Raw genomic sequence first — 20069 nt, 5'->3', positions numbered from 1 at the left:
CACAACACAATCCATACGAAGGAGATGAGCTGATGAGTCATCCTTATCGGGTAATTATCGCTGGCTGCGGTGCCATGGCAAACACGTGGGCGGACTATGCCTTGCAAAGGCCGGATACAGAAATCGTCGGGCTGGTTGATCTGTATGAACAGACAGCCATTGCTTTTGCTACAAGACACGGCCTCACCTGCCCTACGTTCACCGATATCCGCGAGGCCATTCAAGCGACTGGCGCGAATATCGTATTCGATGTCACGATTCCCGCGAGTCATTACGGCATTGCCATGACAGCGCTGAAGGAGGGATGTCATGTATTTGGCGAGAAACCCCTCGCAGAGTCCTTCTCCGACTGCACAGATATTGTGCAAACCTCTCGCAGTACAGGACATATTCAAGCCGTGATGCAGAATCGTCGGTTCGATCCACGTATCCGCGCCTATCAGCATCTCATTTCCGGCGGAGCTATAGGGCAGGTAGGTTACGCAGGGGCAGACTTCTTCCTCGGGCCACACTTCGGCGGATTCCGGGATCTAATGGATAGCCCACTGCTGCTCGATATGGCAATACATACGTTTGATCAGGCACGATATATTCTCGGAGCCAACCCGGTATCGGTATACTGCCATGAGTTCAATCCTCCAGGTTCCTGGTATCAGGGCAATGCGATGGCGTTATGTATATTTGAGATGTCTGACGGGTCCGTATTCAACTATCGCGGTTCCTGGTGCGCGGAGGGTGTACCCACATCATGGGAAGCAAGCTGGCGCGTAACGGGTGAAAAAGGAACTGCGATCTGGGATGGTCATGATGACATCTATGCTGAGGTGGTTGCTACGCAAAGCCTGGATGCTGACGGCAAACCATCCTTTTTCCAGCCAAGTGAGCGGATCGAAGCGGAACTGCCTGTCATGGACAAAACAGGTCATCATGGCTGCCTCGAAGACATGTTCGCTGCACTCGAATCAGGCCGATTGCCTGAAACGGATTGCAGCGATAACCAGTTCAGCATGGCTATGGTCCTCGCATCCCTCGAAAGCGCACGCACAGGCCAGAAAGTATTCATCGCCGATCTGCTAAAAAACACATAGCAAAGCGCCTGTGTTTATCAGTAGAAACAAAGCCCAATCTGCAAAGTTCAGCAGTTTGGGCTTTCTTTTTTTTACCTACTCTCCTATTCTAAAAATGATGTCGTTCAAAAAAAAGTCGCGCTCAATAGTAAAAGTAGTGCAGGGAACGAAATCGATTCTGAAGAAGCAACGCGGTCGCCTTTATCACCGGATTTCGACTTTACAAAAGTCGATCAGGAAATCCGGGGATAACAGCGATCAAAAGAACGATTCGTAACCGGAACGGCCACTTTACGAGTAGTAAGAACTCTTTTTTTAAAAATATATCATTTATAAAATCCCTTTCTTCATTGCCTTATACACCAGTTGCGAGAACAGGCTGTTGGACCAGGCAAACCATGGTCTGGTGAACGTGTTGGGATCATCGGCGTGGAAGCCTTCATGCATATATCCCGTATCCGCATCCGTGTTCTCCAGCAATTCAATCATGGCCAGCATTTCCTCGTCATTGTCTGCGGTCAGACCCTGCATGGATAACGCCATGTGCCAGATGTATCCCGGCGGGGTGTGCGGGCTACCGATCCCTTTGGCTGCCTTCCCTTCATAGTAGAACGGATTCTCCCTACTCAAAATAAATCGGCGTGTGTTCTGATACACAGCATCCTCCACCGAAGCATACTCCATATAAGGGATGGACATCAGTCCCGGCGTACCCGCATCATCCATCAGACAAAAGTTGCCGTAACCGTCCGTCTCATAGGCATAGATCTGTCCATACTCTGGATGACGATAAGTACCGTACAGAGAAATGCCATGTCGTATGTCTTCCTCCAATCGAGCCATCCGGCTCACCAGTTGTTCATCCCGGAACACCCACTTCGCGATTTCCCCCATCTGGCTTAAGGTTACCGCCGCGAACATGTTCGCCGGAATATTATAATGGAAATCACAGGCATCATCACTCGGACGGAATCCGGACCAGATCATCCCCGTATAATTCACAGGCATACCCAACCCCTCATTACGCAGCGTATCATGGGCTGGACAATTGCGACGCATGAACCGGTAAGATGAACGCTCTCCGTGATGCTGTTCTGTCTCCCACAGGTCTACAATATTTTCCATCACTTTCTTGAATCGCTCATCGAATATATCCGTCAGTTCCGTCTCCCTCCAATATGTATAAGCCAGCTTCATGGAGAAACATAGAGAATCCAGCTCAAACTTCCGTTCCCACACCCATGGTGACATCTGCGTCTCATCATTGGCATCCCAATGCCATCCATTCGCCGTTTCATTGAACGCATTGGCATAGATATCCTTATCAGCATAAAATGTATGTTTTTTGATCAGGCCTCCGATGATTCGCTGTAACTTCTCGTCATGCTTCGCAAGTGGAACATAATGCATGACCTGCTCTACCGAATCCCTTAACCACATGGCAGGAATATCTCCAGTAATCACAAAGGTTGTCCCATCATCATGCAGCTTCGTCGTCGTTTCCAGCGTATTGGGAAAACAATTACGAAACTGAGTCAATAATCTCGGCCGATGTTGCAAACGCTCGTCCGCCTCAGTCAGAATATCCTGCACAGCTTGTGGCAACTCCAGATGCGGCATAGGGATTTTCGGTAATCTGAACTGTTCCATGGATGTCGTCTCCTTCAAATTCAAGTATATGAAATGATTTAGATTGACTCTGCGACGCTACACTATTGTTATTTTTGTTATGATAAATTATAATAACATTATTATTTGTAAGTGTACTGTGTCCGAAGAGGATCGTCAATTATTAGAGGTCATCTCAATGGATTTATGCAGTTCGCTTACATACGAAGGAGTAATGATATGTCACGCAAAGTATCCATTCAGACGCTGGCTGACCAGCTCGGATTATCCAAATATGCCGTCTCCCGCGCACTCAGTGGCAAGACGGGTGTCAGTGAAGCGACACGTGCACGGGTACTGGAACTCGCCCGGGCTTTGGGATATCGCCAAAGTACGCCGGGGGCTACTAACAGTTCTACTGCCGCAAACCATGCGGACCCTTCCGATCCCCCGTTCGTTCTCATATGCATGAATCAGCTTAACCGCGGTGAACCCCACTACTGGCAACGTGTTCTGTCAGGCATGATCTCCGCTTGTAATGAACGTGGTTGGCATCATGCCATTGTATCTCCCTCACTCGGAGTGACGGACGAGAACACCTCTCCCGAAAAAGCTATTGCTCCTCATTTGGACTGGGAACGTTGTGCAGGAATTATTGTCATGGGTGCTTTTCCTCATACGGTTCTGCAACGCCTCTCTCAGACGGGTCGGCCTATTATTCTCGTAGATCATCAGGAGCCGCTGCTGAATTGTGATACGATCAGCCATGATAATCTGGAAGCTGGCATTACTGTTGCGAGATATCTAATGTCTATGAATTGCCGACGGATCGGACTCATCACAGATGATGGTCGTGCTGCAAGCTTCGCGCAGCGGAAGATCGGGATTGAGTTGGCCTTGAATCATTTCCATGTGGATACCAGTCATACGACCAGCTTCAGAGAATGGAATATTCCGTATGAGAACGGGGAATGGGTTAACCAGTTAGCCACTAACATTCAAAACATGCCAGATGACGAACGTCCCGATGCCTGGATTGGTGTTAATGATGATATTGCCTTGCAGTGGATGCACCAATTACAGGAGATGGGCATTTCCACACCGAAAGATTGCCTTGTCATCGGTATCGACAATGTACATTCTGCGGTGACTTCCTCCCCACCCCTGACAACGGTTAATCTGTGCAAAGAGGAGCTTGGACAACGTGCGGTTGAAGCTTTACAACGCCGGATCGAACGCCCGGGAACTCCGAAAGAAACGGTGATGTTATCGACTACGTTAATTCCAAGGGAATCGGCGTAATTTAGAACGGGTAACCACTCTTTTCTGAAGATGAATTCGTTAGGTACTTGCTTTCCCCGTAAAGCCCGGTGCATACGAAAGAGGCCCCGCATACCATTATGCAGGGCCTTTTTTTATATATTTGGCTTATATCCTTATATGTCTATACATCCACACTTAAATATGTCGATCCATCCTTATACATCCATTCGAAGCTTTAATTTAGTTCATGTCTGAGAAATGTACTAGTGATCATTTCAGCCAAGGCAGGCTACTGTACGACGGAAGATCCACTTCCCAATTTACATCACGGACCTCTCGGTTAACTGCGGTTCGTTTCAAAGTGAATTTCGTTCCATTTTCTTTTTTAAAACCATGGATAATCAACCTGAGATCATCTACGATGTATTCTTCGTTTTTGTTAGGCTGATTCGTAGTTCCCATTACTTCAACGGGATACTCCTTTCCTTCACGGTCTATAGCCACCCATTGATCCCCATTAATATCATTTTGGAATGTCCCCACTCCCTCCAAAACAAGAGAAGAAACCCCTTCAAAGTTTCTTTCAGGTAGCTTTAATGATTGCTGCACTGGCCAATAATTGTATCTGGAAAACAAAATTTCATCTCCAAATTGTTCAAACTGTAGTACGTAGGTGTAGAACTCAGCATCCTTACGCATTTTTTCCAAATCCACTTCCACGGACTTCTCCTCCCACACCGGGATGGTGTAGCCATCGAGGACAAAGCGAATCTTCTTCGCATCCACCGTGACATAAGCGGGGTCCCATGTCTCAGAAAGCCTCATCTGACCATCATTATTCTCACTCAGTTTACTCATATCTCGTAACCGAAATTTGGCTTGACGGGCATTGGGTTTGTTCTCGTTAAAAATTCGATACTCATTCGTCTCGGGAATTTCGATATGATACATGAAGTCCATATCATCGGCCCAATTCTCTCCGACACTGGCACGAAGTTGATCGTCCAGAGTGATGTTCATGTCAAGACGTGTCCCGTTTGGCGTGCGTACAAGCTGTGTCATATTCAGTTTCAAGCCCTCAGGAGTGGTGTAGGTGTTGTTCATGGGAGCCTCAACAGCCATTAATTTGGCTTTGGTCATATCGATCTTGAATTGGAAGCTCCAATCCACCGTTGTATTACTTGCTGTAATTTTTCCAGTATCAAGATTATAATGATCAGGAATTTTTAAATAACCTAGTTCTCCCTGTACAAATACCTGATCTGGAATATCATCATTCAGTTGGAATACAAACCTTTGATACTTCCAACTGCTAAGTCTCGTATCCACCGCCATGGAAGCAACACTGTTCCCTTTTTCATCTGTAATATGAATCCTTCCCATTTCCGGATAAACAATCGGTATTGTGCTTCCTTCAGGATTGCTTTGTTCTGTTATAATAATAATTTGTGAACGATCCACTAGGACATCGCTAATCTTGAGTGTATACCCCTGATCTAGAATTAGAATATTCGGGTTAATTACAAGATCAAGTGGTTTCAGACGTTTGTAATCGTCCGTCAGATAACCAGATCTTATCTCTTCTGGTACAGGTATGTCTGGAAGCCGCTGATCCACAGCATTTACCGCGGGTTGTGCTGGCTCTGCTGTTCGGTCAAAAGCAAACCAGGCCCCTCCGGCAAGTATTACAACTGCCGCGGCGGCGATCCCCGTCCGGCGCTTCCAATGCGCTTTTATGGATTTTTTTACGAATGGACTTCCGTCTTCGCCACTTTCCATGGACACGCCATCCAGTTTTTGCATGAGCTTAAGCGTAAAATCCGCATCCGGCTCCTCTCGATACAGATGCTCTTCCCACAACCGATCTTCATCCTTTGAAATAGGCTTCATACGTAGCTAAACCTCCTTTGCGTTCCATCTGCTTCCTCAGCGTTTTTTTCCCGCGATAAAGGGCGTTACGCACTTTGGTTGAACTCAAACCCGTTACATCCGCAATCTCTTCATAGCTCAACTCGTTTGTGTACTTCAGTAATAACACCAGCCGATACGAATCAGGCAACTGTTCGAGATGTCGATATATTTCACGCTGCATCTCCTTATGCAGCACACGTTTCTCCGGTGTCTCGTTACTGACAGGTTCGATCCCCTGATCGACTGGAGACATGACGGGTTTCTTTTCCCGTATAAAATCCCGCATCCGATTCACTGCAATGGTGTACACCCACGACGAGAAACTGCTTCCCTCCCGCCTCGACGGAAGATATTGATAGATACGAATAAACGTATCCTGACCGAGATCCTGTGCATCCGGATGACTCGCACCCATTCCGCGCATAATGCCGTAGACTTTATTTTTATATCGATCTACTAGCACAGAGAACAACTGCTTATCCCCTGCAATAATGCGCTCAATAAGCTCCTCCTCCGGTATCTGTTGAGTCATGTAATCCCCCTTCTCTACAGCTTCCATGCATGGTTCTGTACTATATAGACGGAAGCCGTTCCCGAAACCTCTCACTTTATCCAAAAAAAAGAATTCGCCCTCATCGGCGAAGCCGACAGGGTGAACTCTGCGTACCAACATTCTGTGATTGTCGCTGCACATTCTCTATAGGTTTCGTAGTAGCCTATTACTGCTGCTATCTTACCTCTCCTGTCTTTCTTACCCCTTAACTTTCCCTGTTCTTGTCCGCAACAAAATCAGCAAGCTCTGAATAGATCGCCACAATCTCATCCATCGACATGCGCACGAGTCCACTGGACGATGGAGCGACGAATTCCTGAATTTCCTTGACGACCGGGTCATCCTGAAATCCCCATTGCACTTTGGAACGTTTGCTGTACTGGGTGTATACCCCTTTTCCTACAAAACAGGCGATGTCCGGCCGGTAGTCCTCCAGCTTTTGCCGCAAAATCTGGCGTCCTTCTGCGTACTCTTCCTTCGTAATATCTTCCACACCTCTGGTGGGACGGGCCACGATATTGGTGAATCCGTATCCCAGCTTCAGCAACTCTCCATCCTCTTGTGCATCATATAAACGCGGCGTTAATCCCGACCGTTCAAGAATGCGCCAGAACCGGTTTCCTTTGTAAGCATAATGATGCCCCGTCTCTCCAGACGTAATGCTCGGATTGAAGCCAATAAACAATATCGATAAACCAACATCCAGATGATCTGGAATCATGATGCAACACCTCCTGATCTTTTTTAGCCTATTCCCACATTTGGTTGTGTATAAAATGATATAATAAGCAAAGCATTTTCGAAATCGGATGAAATTTTCATGAAAAAGGAAGCTGAACTAATGATTGCAGACATCATGCTTGAAGTCGTCCTACCCGTTTTTCTCCTGATCGCCGTCGGATCCTGGATGCAAAAGGTGTTCAAGCTGGACTTGTACACCCTCGCCAAAATCAATTTCTATTGTATTACCCCCGCAGCCGTCTTTATGAGCATGTATCACTCGGATATGTCGGGCGAATTGCTCGGGACTGTGACATTATTTTACGCAATCTATGTATTGATTCTCTATATTATAGGTTCAGTCGTTTCCCGTTCTCTCCGGATGAATAAAGGCATGAAGGCTGCCTTCAACAACAGTATTATGCTGGATAACGCAGGCAACTATGGACTGCCTATCAATGCACTGGTATTCCGCGGCGATCCACTCGCCTCTTCCATTCAGGCGCTGGTCATGTCTTTACAGGCATTACTGACATTCACCTATGGCGTGTTGTCCATTCAGGGCGCGAAGCTCAAGGGTAATTACCGTGCGGTGATTATTGGATTTCTTAAAATGCCCGTTCCTTATGCGCTCTTGCTGGGGATTCTGTTTCACATGTGGAAGCTTCCCTTGCCGACGTTTCTGTCCATGCCACTGACCTATGCGCAGCAAAGTATGGTTGCCGTAGCGTTACTGACACTAGGGGCGCAGATTGTAAAATACCCCATCCGGCTGTACCGTCTTGATGTGTATATTAGCACATTTTTGCGACTCCTGATCGGCCCCGCGATCGGGATTTCGATTGTGCTCATGTTAGGGTTGGAAGGCATTGCTGCACAGGCTCTCATCATCGCTTCGGGTATGCCTACAGGTGTCAACGCATCCATCCTGGCGGAAGAATACGATAACGAACCTGATTTTGCAGCCCAGACGGTGCTGATCTCAACGCTCTTGAACATCATCACGATTACCGCACTGATCTCTTATGCCAAAACGTTCTAGAACAGGATTGTTCATACGTATATCCCTCCGTTAAGACCAAAATAAAATTTACAAGTCCACGCCCTTATAAAAGGTTGTGGGCTTCTTTGTTTATACTGTTCGTCCCATTTGCAGGAACAAAGTATTACGAAGAGCACATATTTAACCCGACCAAAGGACTGTTTTGCGCGTCAATTGCTTATTATCCGTTGCGAATAAACGTTTCGACCTTTAAAATTAGTGGGTAAATATTTCACAGCATTTCATTTTTGATCTATACATAATCTGTAGAAATTCTTAATTTTATCTTCCACGAGGTGAATGTCGTGACCAGGATTATTGTAACGCCTGAGCAGCTTCATGCAATTTCCAACCAATTTGCTCAAGCTTCGGAACATAGTCGTAGCATGATTAACAATTTAAGCAGACATATAAGTACGTTACAGGACCAGTGGTCAGGAATCACACAGGAGCGTTTCTTTCAGAACTTTCAGGTGGCTCATCGGCAAATGGAGAGATTTTCTAGCTCAGTCTCTGCGATCGGCACGGAACTACATACCATCGCAACTCGTTTCTCACAAGCGGATCAATCTCAAGAGCATGGTGTACAGACCAGTTCAAGCCAATCCACTTCTGGGAAAGATGTAAAAACGACGCTATCGGATATATATGATCAAGGAAGTAAGTCTTGGAATAAAATGAATGGGATTCATGGAAATGTAGGCCTGATTGGAACAGGACTATATTCTGCTATGGCTACATCCATGGTACTCTCCAAAACGGTTCATTTCAAAGTAGATCCCCGGAACTCCAGCCGTGCCAAAATCCATAATGCTCCTTGGGTGAAGGGAAAGGGGAATTCCTTTCTGAGTAACATGGCACGGAAACTGGATAAACAATTCCGCAGCCCGGGTCTGGTCATGAAAGGATTGAAGGGTTTCGATCGACTTGCAGGTAAATTAAAAGTAGGTGATATCGGGCTTGGTTTCAACAAAGCCAACAGCTTCGGTCAATGGACCCGCAATGTTATTGCTGGTGTGAATAAAGGTCAATACGGTATGAAGATTTCCAAAATACCTACAATGATAAGCAAAAAAACTGTTCCCTATCAACGTAGGACTTAATGTTTGGGATGAAGGGGTTAAAACGGTTTCCAAGTATAAGGAAGGAACATTAACCAAAACAGATCTCGCCGTGTCCACATCGAATATCGTGATCAAGTCTGCCTCTGCAGGAGCGGGGGCTATTGTTGGCGGGACCCTATTATCGTTTGCCGGGCCTGCAGGAACAGCAGTTGGAGCTTATGTAGGTGGAGCTATAGGTAGTTACGCAGGAAAACATATAGCATCAGCGGCTGAAAAAGGAATTCGATGGGTTAGTAAACTCTTCAAGTAACACTTAGGAGGTATCCATGCAGCTCGTTACATACCAACGCAAATATGCAATTCGTCATACGTTGATATCTGCTCTTTTTATCATTGCTGGCCTTGTCTTGATTGGAGATGTTATCTATGGTGACAATAGCGTTCTTCAAACCTTGTACTTTACTAGTGCGGCATTCTTAAGCTTTTGGTTTGTGGGACGTCTGTTTATCTGGAACATCACGAGAGTATTTGGAACAAACATCTTATTTTCCTTCGATCTGTCTGGTATTAAGACAAATACAGGAATACAGATATCTTGGAAGGATATACGCACCATTGATTTCGTAGCACCGGGACTAAACAAATGGATTCAACCTACTCCATCCTATTACTTATTCAAAATGGTTGATGGAAAGAGCTATAAAGTATATACGTATAGTCTACTGAAACATCAGGAAAACGATATTCTTAAATTACTTCGGAAAACCTGGAATGAGCACAAATGACCTTCTAAAAAAGCAACCTATATCTATCAATCTACATGGAAAGTAGGCGGTTAAGTTCATGAATAAACCACTTGTCACCTTATCCATTGAAGAATTCGGATTTGCGCTGGCCACACTTGGCGCGGAGGACATTGCAGCCGGTCTCCTAAAACCGATGTATGGCGAGTTATCTGAACAACACTGGGAACTCGTTCTAAGAGCTGCCTCTCACGGTCTTTTATCCAAGGGGCTCATCTTGCATATGGAAGATACCAAGATAGAGATCGAGCCGGAGTTCCTGAAGATGCTTATGCATTTTACCCAAAGCCACAGCATGATTAGAGCATACTCAGACAGCCTTGAACAAGAAAAGGTATTAACCATTCACAAAAGTACGGATAACAACGATACATACCTCTATCATTTGGCAGTGGATCAACGTGTGCATTTGTTCACCTGGACAGAACCTGAGGAATGGGAAGAGGAATTGTTCCAATTTTACATAGGGCAACACACACCTTTCATTGATCAACCTACTCAGTTCACGATAACAGAGGAACAATGGGCTATCCTGACGAACGAGGAAAACCATATGCTGTTAGATAAATTCATGGAGGATTGGGAGCTACCTCTAGAAACACGCGAGTTATTGAAGGTATGGCATAACTCTTTTGAAACCTCTGGATGTAGTGTGGATAACCTCAGTATCATTAATTATGCCGAAGATGTAATTCCTCTGCCCGATCAAGCTCTCCTGCTGCTTCATACCGAACAAGGTATCTGGAGCATGACTAGCAGAGATTCCACCAGTGAAAATAATTCTAACATCGAGATTGACCAGCATACCAATTCTTCCTTTCGTAAACAATTGCGAGAATGGATCGATCGTTTCGCGGTCCCTGTCTCCCATACTTAAATGTGCAGCTCACGCAAAAAAAGTCCAAGAGCCACTACCTTTGGTCTCTTGGACTTCTTCCATTATTTAACCCATGAACTCTCACTGCCTGCTCAGCCTACTTGTCATGCAGCCTGCCATAGGACTATGATTCAAACGTCGTTCGTTCTGGGAATTTGCCGCCTTCCCTGAATAAACATCGTACCAGTCGCTGCGCGGCTCGGTTAAAGAAAAAGCTTGGACTCACCCCATCCACTTGGACAGGTTCCAGTTCTCTCACACTTTCCTTGATCTTATTCATCTCAATGAGCCCCATCTTACGCTCATTCGGTCCGAATCGATAAATAACCTTCTCCTCGTCCTCCGTCTGTTTCACCAGCAGAATTACGGATGCCATACAGGTTACCCCCTATCGTTACGTTATGAGATTCCATCAATCACTTGCCTACTCTAATTATTACCCAGATTCTAGGGGAAGGATATAGGACTTAAGTTAGTTATATCTAAATTAAATATCCTGATATAAAGATTTCCCAAAATGAGTCGTAAGGCTCACAAAACACCGTGTTAATACTATCCTTTTGGATAGTCACTGTCATGAAAGTGCGTACTGCCCAAGTTGTTTTTCTCCGTTTATACTAGGGCATATCTTGAATTACAAAGGAGAAAAACATATGACTACAACTCAAATTTATAGCCACGGTGTACCGTGGGAAGAAGCATTCAGCGTGGCTCAGGGATACAGCGTTAACGGTATGATCTACATTGCAGGGCAATTTTCGCATGATATGCAGGGGACGTTCATTGGTGTGGATGATATTGAAGCACAGGTTCGCCAGACACTGGATAACCTGGATCGCGTACTCGCAGGATTCAACGTGACCAAGTCGAACATTGCTGAACTGGAGATTTTCTTGGTTCATCCTCAAGAGCATCTTGAGCCATGTGTTGCCGTGTACAAAGAGTACATTGGTACGCATCGTCCAGCTGTCACAATGGTTGGGACATCGGGGCTGGCCTTCCCTCATCAACTGGTTGAGATTCGTGCGGTTGCACATACCAACTGATCCGGCTCACCTCATACGTCCCTGCTCAAGATACGACGTGCGATGAGAATCGCCTCAAAATAAATGCATGTATAACTACAATAGAAGAAGCAGGTTAGGATTAGATCCCAACCTGCTTCTGTATGATTTCTTATTTTTATTCTTTCACTTTCTCTCTCTTATTCCCCTTCACCCCACACCTCTTGCAATGCCAAACGAAAAATCCGATCCAATTCTTCCAATTGAATGATTTGCTCATTCTCCATCTGTCCGGCCAGTTGTTCAAAATGCTCGATCTTCTCCGCCAAAAAAGTCTGTATTGCCGGCAACTGCGGCTCCAGATCCAGTTCCTCGCCCGCCTTTTTACGGCGTAGCAATTCATGAATCTCCATATACAGCGGTGTATTCGCAGGTATAAGTTCTTGCACCAGCTCTTCGAATGCCATCGGTGGCATCGCATCATAACGTTCGATCCACCCACAAGCGAGTAAGGGACGCAGCACATAGAAATACTTTTTGATCTTCACATGCTCACCTTGTAAATAATCCCGGAAATTGCCCTTCGCCATATTCAGATAATGATACATGCAGGACTTGGGCGAGAAGGTCAACGGTGAAAGTGTACGGATATGCTGTGCCACGTTGGATTGTTCATCATACTGGATGGGGGATTGCAACCACTCCAACAGGGGCGGATTTGATTTGCGAAACAGCTTCAACGCCTTGCGCAGATCCCAACCATTGATATCGAGCTGATCACTGATCGGGCGTTCAATAACATCCCTTCGATCCTCAATCGACAAGTACCATTCCAGCGGTCTCACATACAGAAAACGCACATCATAATCACTATCCTGTGAAGGAAACCCCCACGCCCGGCTGCCTGATTCACAGGCATAGATGATTCGTACCTTCTCCTCCTGTTCAATCTGCCTCAGCTGTTCTCTGATCGTATCTTTCATTTCTTCATGAACATAGGTCATGATCAGTCTCCTCCAAATTCCCACATTAAATATCTATCGCTCTCACCCGGTCCGCGAGTGTATCATATCCGGCCACAGTCTCAGCAATATACGTCAATACCGTCTCACTCCAGCCGTAGATGTAAAAGGTTCTGCCATCCCGCGGTGGTACCAGTGCCTGCTGATAAGGTGCAATATCCACAATAAATGTCTTCAACTCTGGATTCATCATCCGACGATATCGCTCAAGCTCGGCATATAACGGACTGCCTTCATTCTGCTGTTCATCGGTGATCATAATGATCTGATCCACTTTCTCTCCGATATCCCGAAGTTCCCGCACGGGTCGACCTGTATCTGTTCCACCTTGTGCGCGAATCTGGTGAGCTTGAGAAAGAATGCTTTCATTCATCTGCGGCCGAGCATCCTCAACCAAATGGTCGAATAACCAGAACAGTGCGTTACCTCTCGTTTGTTTATAAAGTGCCAACGCCAGCACCGAACCAATGCGTAAATAATCCCCTTGCATGGAACCGGAACGATCCAGGAAAATAGCCGTTCTTCCCGGCAGCGTTGGCAGGTTGCCAATGGATAGCTCCACCGCTTGCTGCAAAGCATCCCGCAGCTCTTCCCTCGCAATCATTTCATACGCACTGGCGAATCGGAAAGGCAGTATTCGTGACTTACGTAGGGCCTCCACATCCGTTAGACGACGTGTAACAAATTCGATATTTTTCGATTTCTCAAAAACCCCTGCCCGATCCATTGCGTTCAGATGACGCAGCAACGCAAAGGTCGGCATTTGTGACATTAACGCCTCCCACACCGTGCGTGTCGGTTGCATGATCGAGGTGACCACCGAGTACGGAAGTTTACCTTTCTCGATCAGATGCATCCGGCTTGCGGGGTTGGGCGTAGCTTTCAGTTCTTCCAGCGCTTGCAACTGTGGCAGTTCCGTAAGATCCACCTCATGCCCGCGCAAATAACGAAACAAGGCTTGCTGCTTCATATCTATCGGTTTGGGGTGTGCTGTAGCGATCATATCACCCAGACTGTATCCTCGCCCGCGTCCGTTGTATTTGATCGCCCAGTATTCACTGATCCCGTTCAAAAAGAGACTCACCTGACGCTTCACTGCTCGACCGCCCTGCCCTCGACCCATTCCTCTCAGAATGGTCAGAAAATCAGCCAAGTCAGCCGGTGTCTGTACGACTTGGGAGAACACCTTTGCAAACTGATCCGCGTCCACTTTGGACAATAGTGCTAGCCCATATATAGGCTGTAATCGCATCAAACCTTCATTACGAGCATAGACCAGTGCCCGCGCCATATACCCTGCATCGACCGCAGCCATCTCCTGATGACTGACCATCGCGTCGTCCATCAGTTGCTGGGTATCGGCATAGAACGTATTGTTCAATGTATTCGTCATCAACATCTGTATATATTGTTCCTCCACCAATCGCTCATAGGCTCCGTAGCCTCCATGATTACGTGTCGTTGGCTGAGGTTGATTAAATAATTGTTTCGCTCTGCTCATCCCTCATGACCTCCTGGTGCGAGTCTAATTACTGTTCTTTCATAATAAAATGTTCCGAGGAAAAAGGTGGGAAGGTATAATACCCGCTCTACCGCTGAGCTACACCGCCATGGACGGCGGCGATTGGATTCGAACCAACGACCTGGTCGATTAACAGTCGAAGTAACCCTCCCTGGCGCCTCGGAACCTTGATCCACAGTGCTTGTTGCTGCCCCGCTTCACAACCTCATTATGCCTCACACATCTGCACGCGAACATGGCGAAAGTATGACGACGACTGAATTTCTGCGATGGAGTCAACCTTCATAAGTTTAAATGAAACCTGACACTCTTCCTGCTACAATAAAGGGATATCGCCAATGGGAAGTTCAAGAATGTTCCTATACCGCAGAATTGTTCTGCCAACATCGTCGTCCATTATATCCGCCTGACTCCAGGCCACCAAGGAGTGAATACTTATGGCTAAAGAGAGTTTTGACAAAGAAATTCAGTTCTTACGCATGTTAACCCTGACCAGTGGTGCATATACCCGCAAACAGTACGCCGAGCGGCTTGGCATATCCGTACATACCTTTGATAAAACCAATCGCAGGTTAAAAGAAATCATGCAGACCGTCACTGATCAACGTTTAGGTGCCGAAGCAAGCCGGGAAATGGCAGACCTCGTGCGCTTCCAGTACGGAGAATCCGCAGAGCCCATGCTGCTCTTCCTCTTCCGCGCCAAGTCGATGAAAGAGACTGAAGTTCAGCGCCTTTCCGTCCTTTTGCATACCCTACAGAACACAGCCCTGACCGCAATGGAACTGCTGGACGCCTGCTGTGCTGATCTGCCGGAAGATCTGGCGTTACCTGACGAGAAAACCATTCGCTCTGATCTGAAATATCTGGAAGAGGTTGGCGTTATTCGAAAAGAGCCGGGTGGCAGACCGTATCGCTATGCTTTGGAGCAAGATGTCCTTACCGAATTAACCGTGGAGGAACAGCTGGAGTTGTATGATTTTGTGGATATAATGGCAAATACCCAGGTTCCTTCCGTACAGGGGTACTTATTGCGGGACAGTCTGAAGAAAGCCATTACCGCAAGTTTTCCGCAAGAAGAAGCCACCGAACCCTATATCTACAAGTATCACTATTATTCTCGTATCCTGGACGAAGCTCATCTCTACACGCTGCTTAGTGCGATTCGTCAGCGCAAGCGTGTGCAGTTCCTATACTATTCACCGAAAAAACCATCCAGCTACAGTTCACAGAATACGAATCCACGCTTTGAACGAGAAGCAGGTGGTCGATCCAACCGGATCGTGCCCCTTGAAGTGGTCTATGACCATCAGTATGGTCGTTGGTATGTCATTGGATTTCAGGGCCGCCGTGGCTTCGTGAAATTCCGCATGGAAGGCATAACCCAACTGGAGGAAGAGGATTCAGTCGAAGAGGAATACATGCTCGAGTTGAAGCAGCAGTGGACTGACATCAGTCGCTACAGTTGGCTCGTAGACACAGGGAATACCGTGACGGTTCAAGCTCGCTTTTTCCACCCGGGACGTGGTCAGCGCAATTTCATTCTGGATCGGGTTCGTCTTCAAGGTCAATGGGGCAAGATCATACCCGAAACGGACCATTCCTTTCTCTACGAAATCCAGGTTAACGGTACCACCGAGATCAAACCGTGGTTGCGGAGTTTTGGCTCAAGCTGCGAAATTATTGAACCGCAGAGGCTACGCCAGGAGATGATCCAGGAATGGAAGGAGATTGCCGAATATTATGAACCTGTTCGAGAAGATGTTCAATTACCAGATGATGACCCGACTGAATGAAACCGGACTGTTCACCTGGACCTCACAGGAACGGGCCTGGCTTCGCATGATGCTGAATCACCCTGCCGCAAGAGAAGCCCTGAGCGCTGTAACATTGGATAAAATGCACAACATGCTGAACGGTGAGCAGGATCTGAATCTTCAGGACTATCTGACCGAAAAAGCCAAAAGTGAGGAAAACAGTGTCTCTCATCCACTACTTAGACCGTTACGGCTAATCATTCTGCATCATCAGGGATTTCGAATGACAGGCCGCGTCCGCAATGGACGCACAAGCCATGATGAATTTGGTTTCCCGTATAAACTGGAGTATTCCATGGTCAAAAAAGAATGGTACGTGCTCTGGTACGCGCCTCGCATCGACATGCTCATGTCCACCAAGCTGCACAGCATCGTTGCCGTGGAAGCCCAACCGGTTGACCCGGATACCGCTTCTGGCTACACTGCCCGAATTGCTGCAATTACGGAGAAGCGCAAAACGACGATCACCATCGAAGTGTTGCCAGAGTTCAATCAGGAGCTGTCCCGAATCCTCTATGCTTTCTCCTGCTTCGAGAAACAGGTCGAGTACACGGAAGCCAAGCAGACATATCGGATTGAGCTGACCATCCCGCGAAATGAGATGGATTATGTTTTATCCAAAATGCGTTTTCTCGGCAAACGGGTTCGAATCGCTGACCATCCAATGTTGCGAGAGCGAATGTCCGAGACTGCTGCGAAGGCATTGGCCCGTTATGCGGAAAAAGAGCCTGATAACCATGCCGAACACTCCAATGAAGCTCAGCACCGCCAACATGAGGAAAAACCGCTTGCAAAAGCCGATGGTCATTGATTTCGTAAGAGGGGATTAACCCTAATTTTTTGCCCAAAAATAAACCCATATGAAAAAGGTCTGGATGATCTCATCCAGACCTTTTTACTGTTCATGAGCCTAAACTAGGTTCCGCCACTGCTGGCAGCTGAATTTCGTCTCTTGTTGATCGCATGCACACCCATGACGACTGCAATTAATTCATAGGTGTCCAGTTGTTCAGACTGGTTAACCAATACAAATGCCCCTGAACTAAACCAGCCGCTGGTGCGACGGAAACTTGCCACGATGCGTCCACCACTTCCACTGATATCATATTCCTGCGAAAATGCGGGAGCAGACACATCGTATATACCGCGCGATCCTGCATCATACTCATACTTTTTGCTGAAGAAACTAAACCTCGCTCGCAATACGCCCAGATGTCTCCCATCGGCTGCAGTGATATCCCAACGATTGGTTAACATGCGGAATTTGCCGCTACAGACCAATCCCGAGTGATCGGATACATCGAGCGAAGAGCCAAAAACACTTTTCAAATCCAGATGTCCGGCCTGTTCCTGATTCGAATTCATAATTTCGGTGTAACCCGCATTAAAAAAATTATCCCTGAAGTATAGCTCCATATTACGTTCTCCTTTCCCTTACATGGCCCCTTTCGTTCTCTTTAACCGGGTTTAGCAACCAATGAATACGCTAAAGAATATTTACACTGTACACTCCGATGCCAGAACAACCTTCCGATCGCTGTTATCCCCAGATTTTTTTGATTCCTTCTATGAGGGGAAATCCGGTGATAAAGGAGAACGCTCCGCTTCTTCAGGTCCTTTCTGTCCTCTCCGTTTTGTGTAAATGTCTAGTTCTATTTATATAGAATTACGTGTATTCATTGGGATGCGATTCAAAAAGTGAAATCTCGGTATGACAAAACGAGCAACTCTCGTCGCCCGTGTCGTTTTATTCTAACCTGCTTATAGCGCGGTCCTTAGACTTCAACTTTTTTGTTGTTCAGGTAAATGGTAGCCCACACCAGAATGATCGCTACGATCACTTCGAATATAGTGCTTCCCCACATGCCATCCGACCATAATACGCCATTGGCTGTGATTGAAATCCCTGTACTATTTTCGGTGTAACGGAACATCTCATTTGGACTGAAGCGTCCTGTCATAATCATATTCTCCAACCAGCCAATCAGATTAACGAGGACCAAGAATGCAACGATTCCGATCCATGGTCCGGTTCTCCAACGGAAGCTGCCTGCAATCGAGATCGAAAGGAAGATGATCACGGTCATGAATACGATAACCCATGCGATAAACAGTAACAAACTAACATAATCCGATACATGCAGACCCGAAAGATCAATATGGGTAGCCATGTTCATTCTGAGCTTCATTGAAATATAAATGTAGGCATGGGTCGTAAATATAATGACTAATCCCAGCCCGCAAAGAGCTCCAAAGATCAAAGGAGACAACACATGCGATAGGCCTGTTACGGGTAAAAGACGGCGATTATAAGAGCGGATATTGGACGTGTATGTTTTGATCATTTTCACATAAATAGCCACACCTACTCCAACATAACCCATAATGCCAAGCACAACCCCTGTGACCTCAGACATGAAAAGGGATAGCGCCACTTGCGCAATAATCAAAATAACGAGCCCCGCCAGCAGTGTATTCCAGTTCCTTCTAAAGTCATACTTCAATAATGTCATCATTCCGCATAGACCTCCTTGAACATCTCATCCACACTTTTCCCATATTTCAGACGAAGCGTTTCCACTTCTTCCCGCATCACCAGTTGACCTTCACGAATGAAGACCACTTCATCAAAAATCCGTTCGATATCATTCACCAGATGTGTGGAGATGATCAGACTGCTGTCTTCATCATAGAATTTGACGATCGCATCCAGAATCTTGCCACGCGCAACCGGATCTACTCCGCCAATCGGTTCATCCAGCAGATATAGACGAGCCTTACGGGATAGCGCCAGTGTTAGTTGCAGTCGTTCATTCATCCCTTTGGATAGATGCCGAACCCGATCACTCTCGACAAGGTTCATGAAATCGAGCATCTCCCGTGCCTTCTCCTCGTCAAAATCAGCATAGAAATCGCGGTAGTACGCAATCGCATCCCGCACTCTCATCCACTTCTCGGTTAATGGGCGATCCGGCATAAATGAAACCAATGACTTCGTATCCAGCCCAACAGGCTTACCTGTCACTTGAATCGTTCCGCTGGTAGGATGCAGCAAACCTGCAACCAGTTTCATGAGTGTGCTTTTTCCACTGCCATTACTACCCAGCAGGCCAACAATTCGGCCAGGAGCAATATCCAATGTAATATTACTGAGCGCTCTCTTATTGCCATAAGTCTTGTTAATCTGGTTCAGTTCAAGGATGTTACTCATGCGTTGTTCCTCCCTTTCCTTCCGCAACGGCATCGGCTACGATGGATAAAATATCCTGCTCTTCAATCCCCAGTTCCTGCATTCCGGTTAGAAAGCGTTCCAGCAACTCACTGGCCATCTCTTTTTTGATCGTCATAATCTTCCGCTCCTCACTTGTCACGTATCTGCCCAAGCCCCGTTTGGTTTCGACCACTTCTTCTCGCTCCAGTTCCTGAAATGTCCGTTGTACTGTATTGGGATTGATCTGTAATTCAGCCGCCAGTTCACGAACCGAAGGGATTTTGTCACCTGCCTGAAGTGTCCCGGTTACAATCTGTCTCTTGATGTACTGCATAATCTGCAGATATATTGGTAAGTTGTTATCAAATTCCATAGTCACAAAGCACTCGCTCCTCTCTGTACTGGTGTGTTAGTTACATAGTACACTAGTAATATAGTGTTGTAAAGCCCATTTGTAAAAATATATAATCGCTTCGTTGATGGACATGCTTCCGATTTCTGTGCACATACAAAAAAGAGCAGATCGTATAGATCTGCCCTGCATCGCTCAATATTCGTATTTTCACCTTACTCACATACTTATCGTTC

General features: G+C 46.5%; 21 protein-coding genes. 10 read left to right on the top strand and 11 right to left on the bottom strand.

Going from position 1 to position 20069, the window contains the following annotated elements; all coding sequences use genetic code 11:
* Positions 1-32: 32 nt before the first annotated feature.
* The gene (locus MKZ12_RS05720) at positions 33-1088 is read left to right on the top strand and encodes a Gfo/Idh/MocA family oxidoreductase (protein WP_339259256.1); all 1056 of its coding nucleotides are present in this window, start codon (positions 33-35) and stop codon (positions 1086-1088) included.
* A 309-nt stretch (positions 1089-1397) separates the two neighbouring features.
* On the opposite strand, the gene MKZ12_RS05715 is transcribed toward MKZ12_RS05720, so the two are convergent.
* Positions 1398-2717 (bottom strand): glycoside hydrolase family 125 protein, encoded by a 1320-nt coding sequence (locus MKZ12_RS05715; RefSeq protein WP_339259254.1) that lies wholly within the window; start codon positions 2715-2717, stop codon positions 1398-1400.
* A gap of 198 nt (positions 2718-2915) precedes the next feature.
* Here MKZ12_RS05715 and MKZ12_RS05710 point away from each other — a divergent pair, with 198 nt between their 5' ends.
* Positions 2916-3977 (top strand): LacI family DNA-binding transcriptional regulator, encoded by a 1062-nt coding sequence (locus tag MKZ12_RS05710; RefSeq protein ID WP_339259252.1) that lies wholly within the window; start codon positions 2916-2918, stop codon positions 3975-3977.
* 231 nt (positions 3978-4208) lie between these two features.
* Here the strand turns inward: MKZ12_RS05710 and MKZ12_RS05705 are convergent, their stop codons facing one another.
* The 3 genes from MKZ12_RS05705 to MKZ12_RS05695 form a co-directional block, all read right to left on the bottom strand.
* Positions 4209-5828, bottom strand: a complete 1620-nt coding sequence (locus MKZ12_RS05705) for a hypothetical protein (protein ID WP_339259250.1) — start codon at positions 5826-5828, stop codon at positions 4209-4211.
* The gene (locus tag MKZ12_RS05700) at positions 5806-6381 is read right to left on the bottom strand and encodes a sigma-70 family RNA polymerase sigma factor (protein ID WP_339259248.1); all 576 of its coding nucleotides are present in this window, start codon (positions 6379-6381) and stop codon (positions 5806-5808) included. The genes MKZ12_RS05705 and MKZ12_RS05700 overlap by 23 nt, the downstream gene beginning before the upstream one ends.
* Before the next feature lie 226 nt (positions 6382-6607).
* Positions 6608-7123, bottom strand: a complete 516-nt coding sequence (locus MKZ12_RS05695) for a mismatch-specific DNA-glycosylase (protein ID WP_339259246.1) — start codon at positions 7121-7123, stop codon at positions 6608-6610.
* A 120-nt stretch (positions 7124-7243) separates the two neighbouring features.
* Here MKZ12_RS05695 and MKZ12_RS05690 point away from each other — a divergent pair, with 120 nt between their 5' ends.
* The 5 genes from MKZ12_RS05690 (at position 7244) to MKZ12_RS05670 (ending at position 10908) form a co-directional block, all read left to right on the top strand.
* Complete coding sequence (locus tag MKZ12_RS05690; RefSeq protein WP_339242935.1) at positions 7244-8164, top strand: AEC family transporter; 921 nt, start codon at positions 7244-7246, stop codon at positions 8162-8164.
* Positions 8165-8469: 305 nt separating this feature from the next.
* Positions 8470-9267, top strand: coding sequence for a WXG100 family type VII secretion target (locus tag MKZ12_RS05685; protein ID WP_339259245.1), 798 nt, complete (start codon positions 8470-8472; stop codon positions 9265-9267).
* Between the two features lie 70 nt (positions 9268-9337).
* Entirely contained in the window at positions 9338-9538 is a 201-nt protein-coding gene (locus tag MKZ12_RS05680) for a hypothetical protein (protein WP_339259243.1), read from the top strand.
* 16 nt (positions 9539-9554) lie between these two features.
* Positions 9555-10013, top strand: a complete 459-nt coding sequence (locus MKZ12_RS05675) for a hypothetical protein (RefSeq protein WP_339259241.1) — start codon at positions 9555-9557, stop codon at positions 10011-10013.
* 58 nt (positions 10014-10071) lie between these two features.
* Positions 10072-10908 carry a hypothetical protein gene (locus tag MKZ12_RS05670; protein ID WP_339259239.1) on the top strand — a complete coding sequence of 279 codons (837 nt, stop codon included), beginning with the start codon at positions 10072-10074 and terminating at the stop codon, positions 10906-10908.
* A gap of 124 nt (positions 10909-11032) precedes the next feature.
* Here MKZ12_RS05670 and MKZ12_RS05665 read toward each other — a convergent pair whose 3' ends face one another.
* Positions 11033-11284: a hypothetical protein gene (locus MKZ12_RS05665; protein ID WP_339259237.1), complete on the bottom strand. Its 252-nt coding sequence runs from the start codon at positions 11282-11284 to the stop codon at positions 11033-11035.
* 277 nt (positions 11285-11561) lie between these two features.
* Between MKZ12_RS05665 and MKZ12_RS05660 the strand changes: the two genes are divergently transcribed.
* Entirely contained in the window at positions 11562-11954 is a 393-nt protein-coding gene (locus tag MKZ12_RS05660; protein WP_339259235.1) for a RidA family protein, read from the top strand.
* 158 nt (positions 11955-12112) lie between these two features.
* Here MKZ12_RS05660 and MKZ12_RS05655 read toward each other — a convergent pair whose 3' ends face one another.
* Positions 12113-12916 carry a nucleotidyltransferase domain-containing protein gene (locus MKZ12_RS05655; protein ID WP_339259234.1) on the bottom strand — a complete coding sequence of 268 codons (804 nt, stop codon included), beginning with the start codon at positions 12914-12916 and terminating at the stop codon, positions 12113-12115.
* A 25-nt stretch (positions 12917-12941) separates the two neighbouring features.
* Positions 12942-14435, bottom strand: a complete 1494-nt coding sequence (locus tag MKZ12_RS05650) for a TROVE domain-containing protein (RefSeq protein WP_339259232.1) — start codon at positions 14433-14435, stop codon at positions 12942-12944.
* Positions 14436-14893: 458 nt separating this feature from the next.
* Between MKZ12_RS05650 and MKZ12_RS05645 the strand changes: the two genes are divergently transcribed.
* Complete coding sequence (locus MKZ12_RS05645) at positions 14894-16249, top strand: WYL domain-containing protein (protein WP_339259230.1); 1356 nt, start codon at positions 14894-14896, stop codon at positions 16247-16249.
* Complete coding sequence (locus tag MKZ12_RS05640; RefSeq protein ID WP_339259228.1) at positions 16197-17081, top strand: WYL domain-containing protein; 885 nt, start codon at positions 16197-16199, stop codon at positions 17079-17081. Before MKZ12_RS05645 ends, MKZ12_RS05640 begins: the two co-directional genes overlap by 53 nt.
* Positions 17082-17185: 104 nt before the next feature.
* On the opposite strand, the gene MKZ12_RS05635 is transcribed toward MKZ12_RS05640, so the two are convergent.
* The 4 genes from MKZ12_RS05635 to MKZ12_RS05620 form a co-directional block, all read right to left on the bottom strand.
* Positions 17186-17686, bottom strand: a complete 501-nt coding sequence (locus MKZ12_RS05635) for a hypothetical protein (RefSeq protein ID WP_339259227.1) — start codon at positions 17684-17686, stop codon at positions 17186-17188.
* Positions 17687-18045: 359 nt separating this feature from the next.
* The gene (locus tag MKZ12_RS05630) at positions 18046-18786 is read right to left on the bottom strand and encodes a hypothetical protein (RefSeq protein WP_339259226.1); all 741 of its coding nucleotides are present in this window, start codon (positions 18784-18786) and stop codon (positions 18046-18048) included.
* The gene (locus tag MKZ12_RS05625) at positions 18783-19481 is read right to left on the bottom strand and encodes an ABC transporter ATP-binding protein (RefSeq protein ID WP_339259224.1); all 699 of its coding nucleotides are present in this window, start codon (positions 19479-19481) and stop codon (positions 18783-18785) included. The genes MKZ12_RS05630 and MKZ12_RS05625 overlap by 4 nt, the downstream gene beginning before the upstream one ends.
* The gene (locus MKZ12_RS05620) at positions 19474-19860 is read right to left on the bottom strand and encodes a GntR family transcriptional regulator (RefSeq protein WP_076331852.1); all 387 of its coding nucleotides are present in this window, start codon (positions 19858-19860) and stop codon (positions 19474-19476) included. Before MKZ12_RS05620 ends, MKZ12_RS05625 begins: the two co-directional genes overlap by 8 nt.
* Positions 19861-20069: the final 209 nt, after the last annotated feature.

Source organism: Paenibacillus sp. FSL R5-0713 (genome assembly GCF_037973325.1).
In the GTDB taxonomy this organism is placed as follows: Bacteria; Bacillota; Bacilli; order Paenibacillales; family Paenibacillaceae; genus Paenibacillus.
This window is presented reverse-complemented; position numbering and strand designations above follow the sequence as displayed.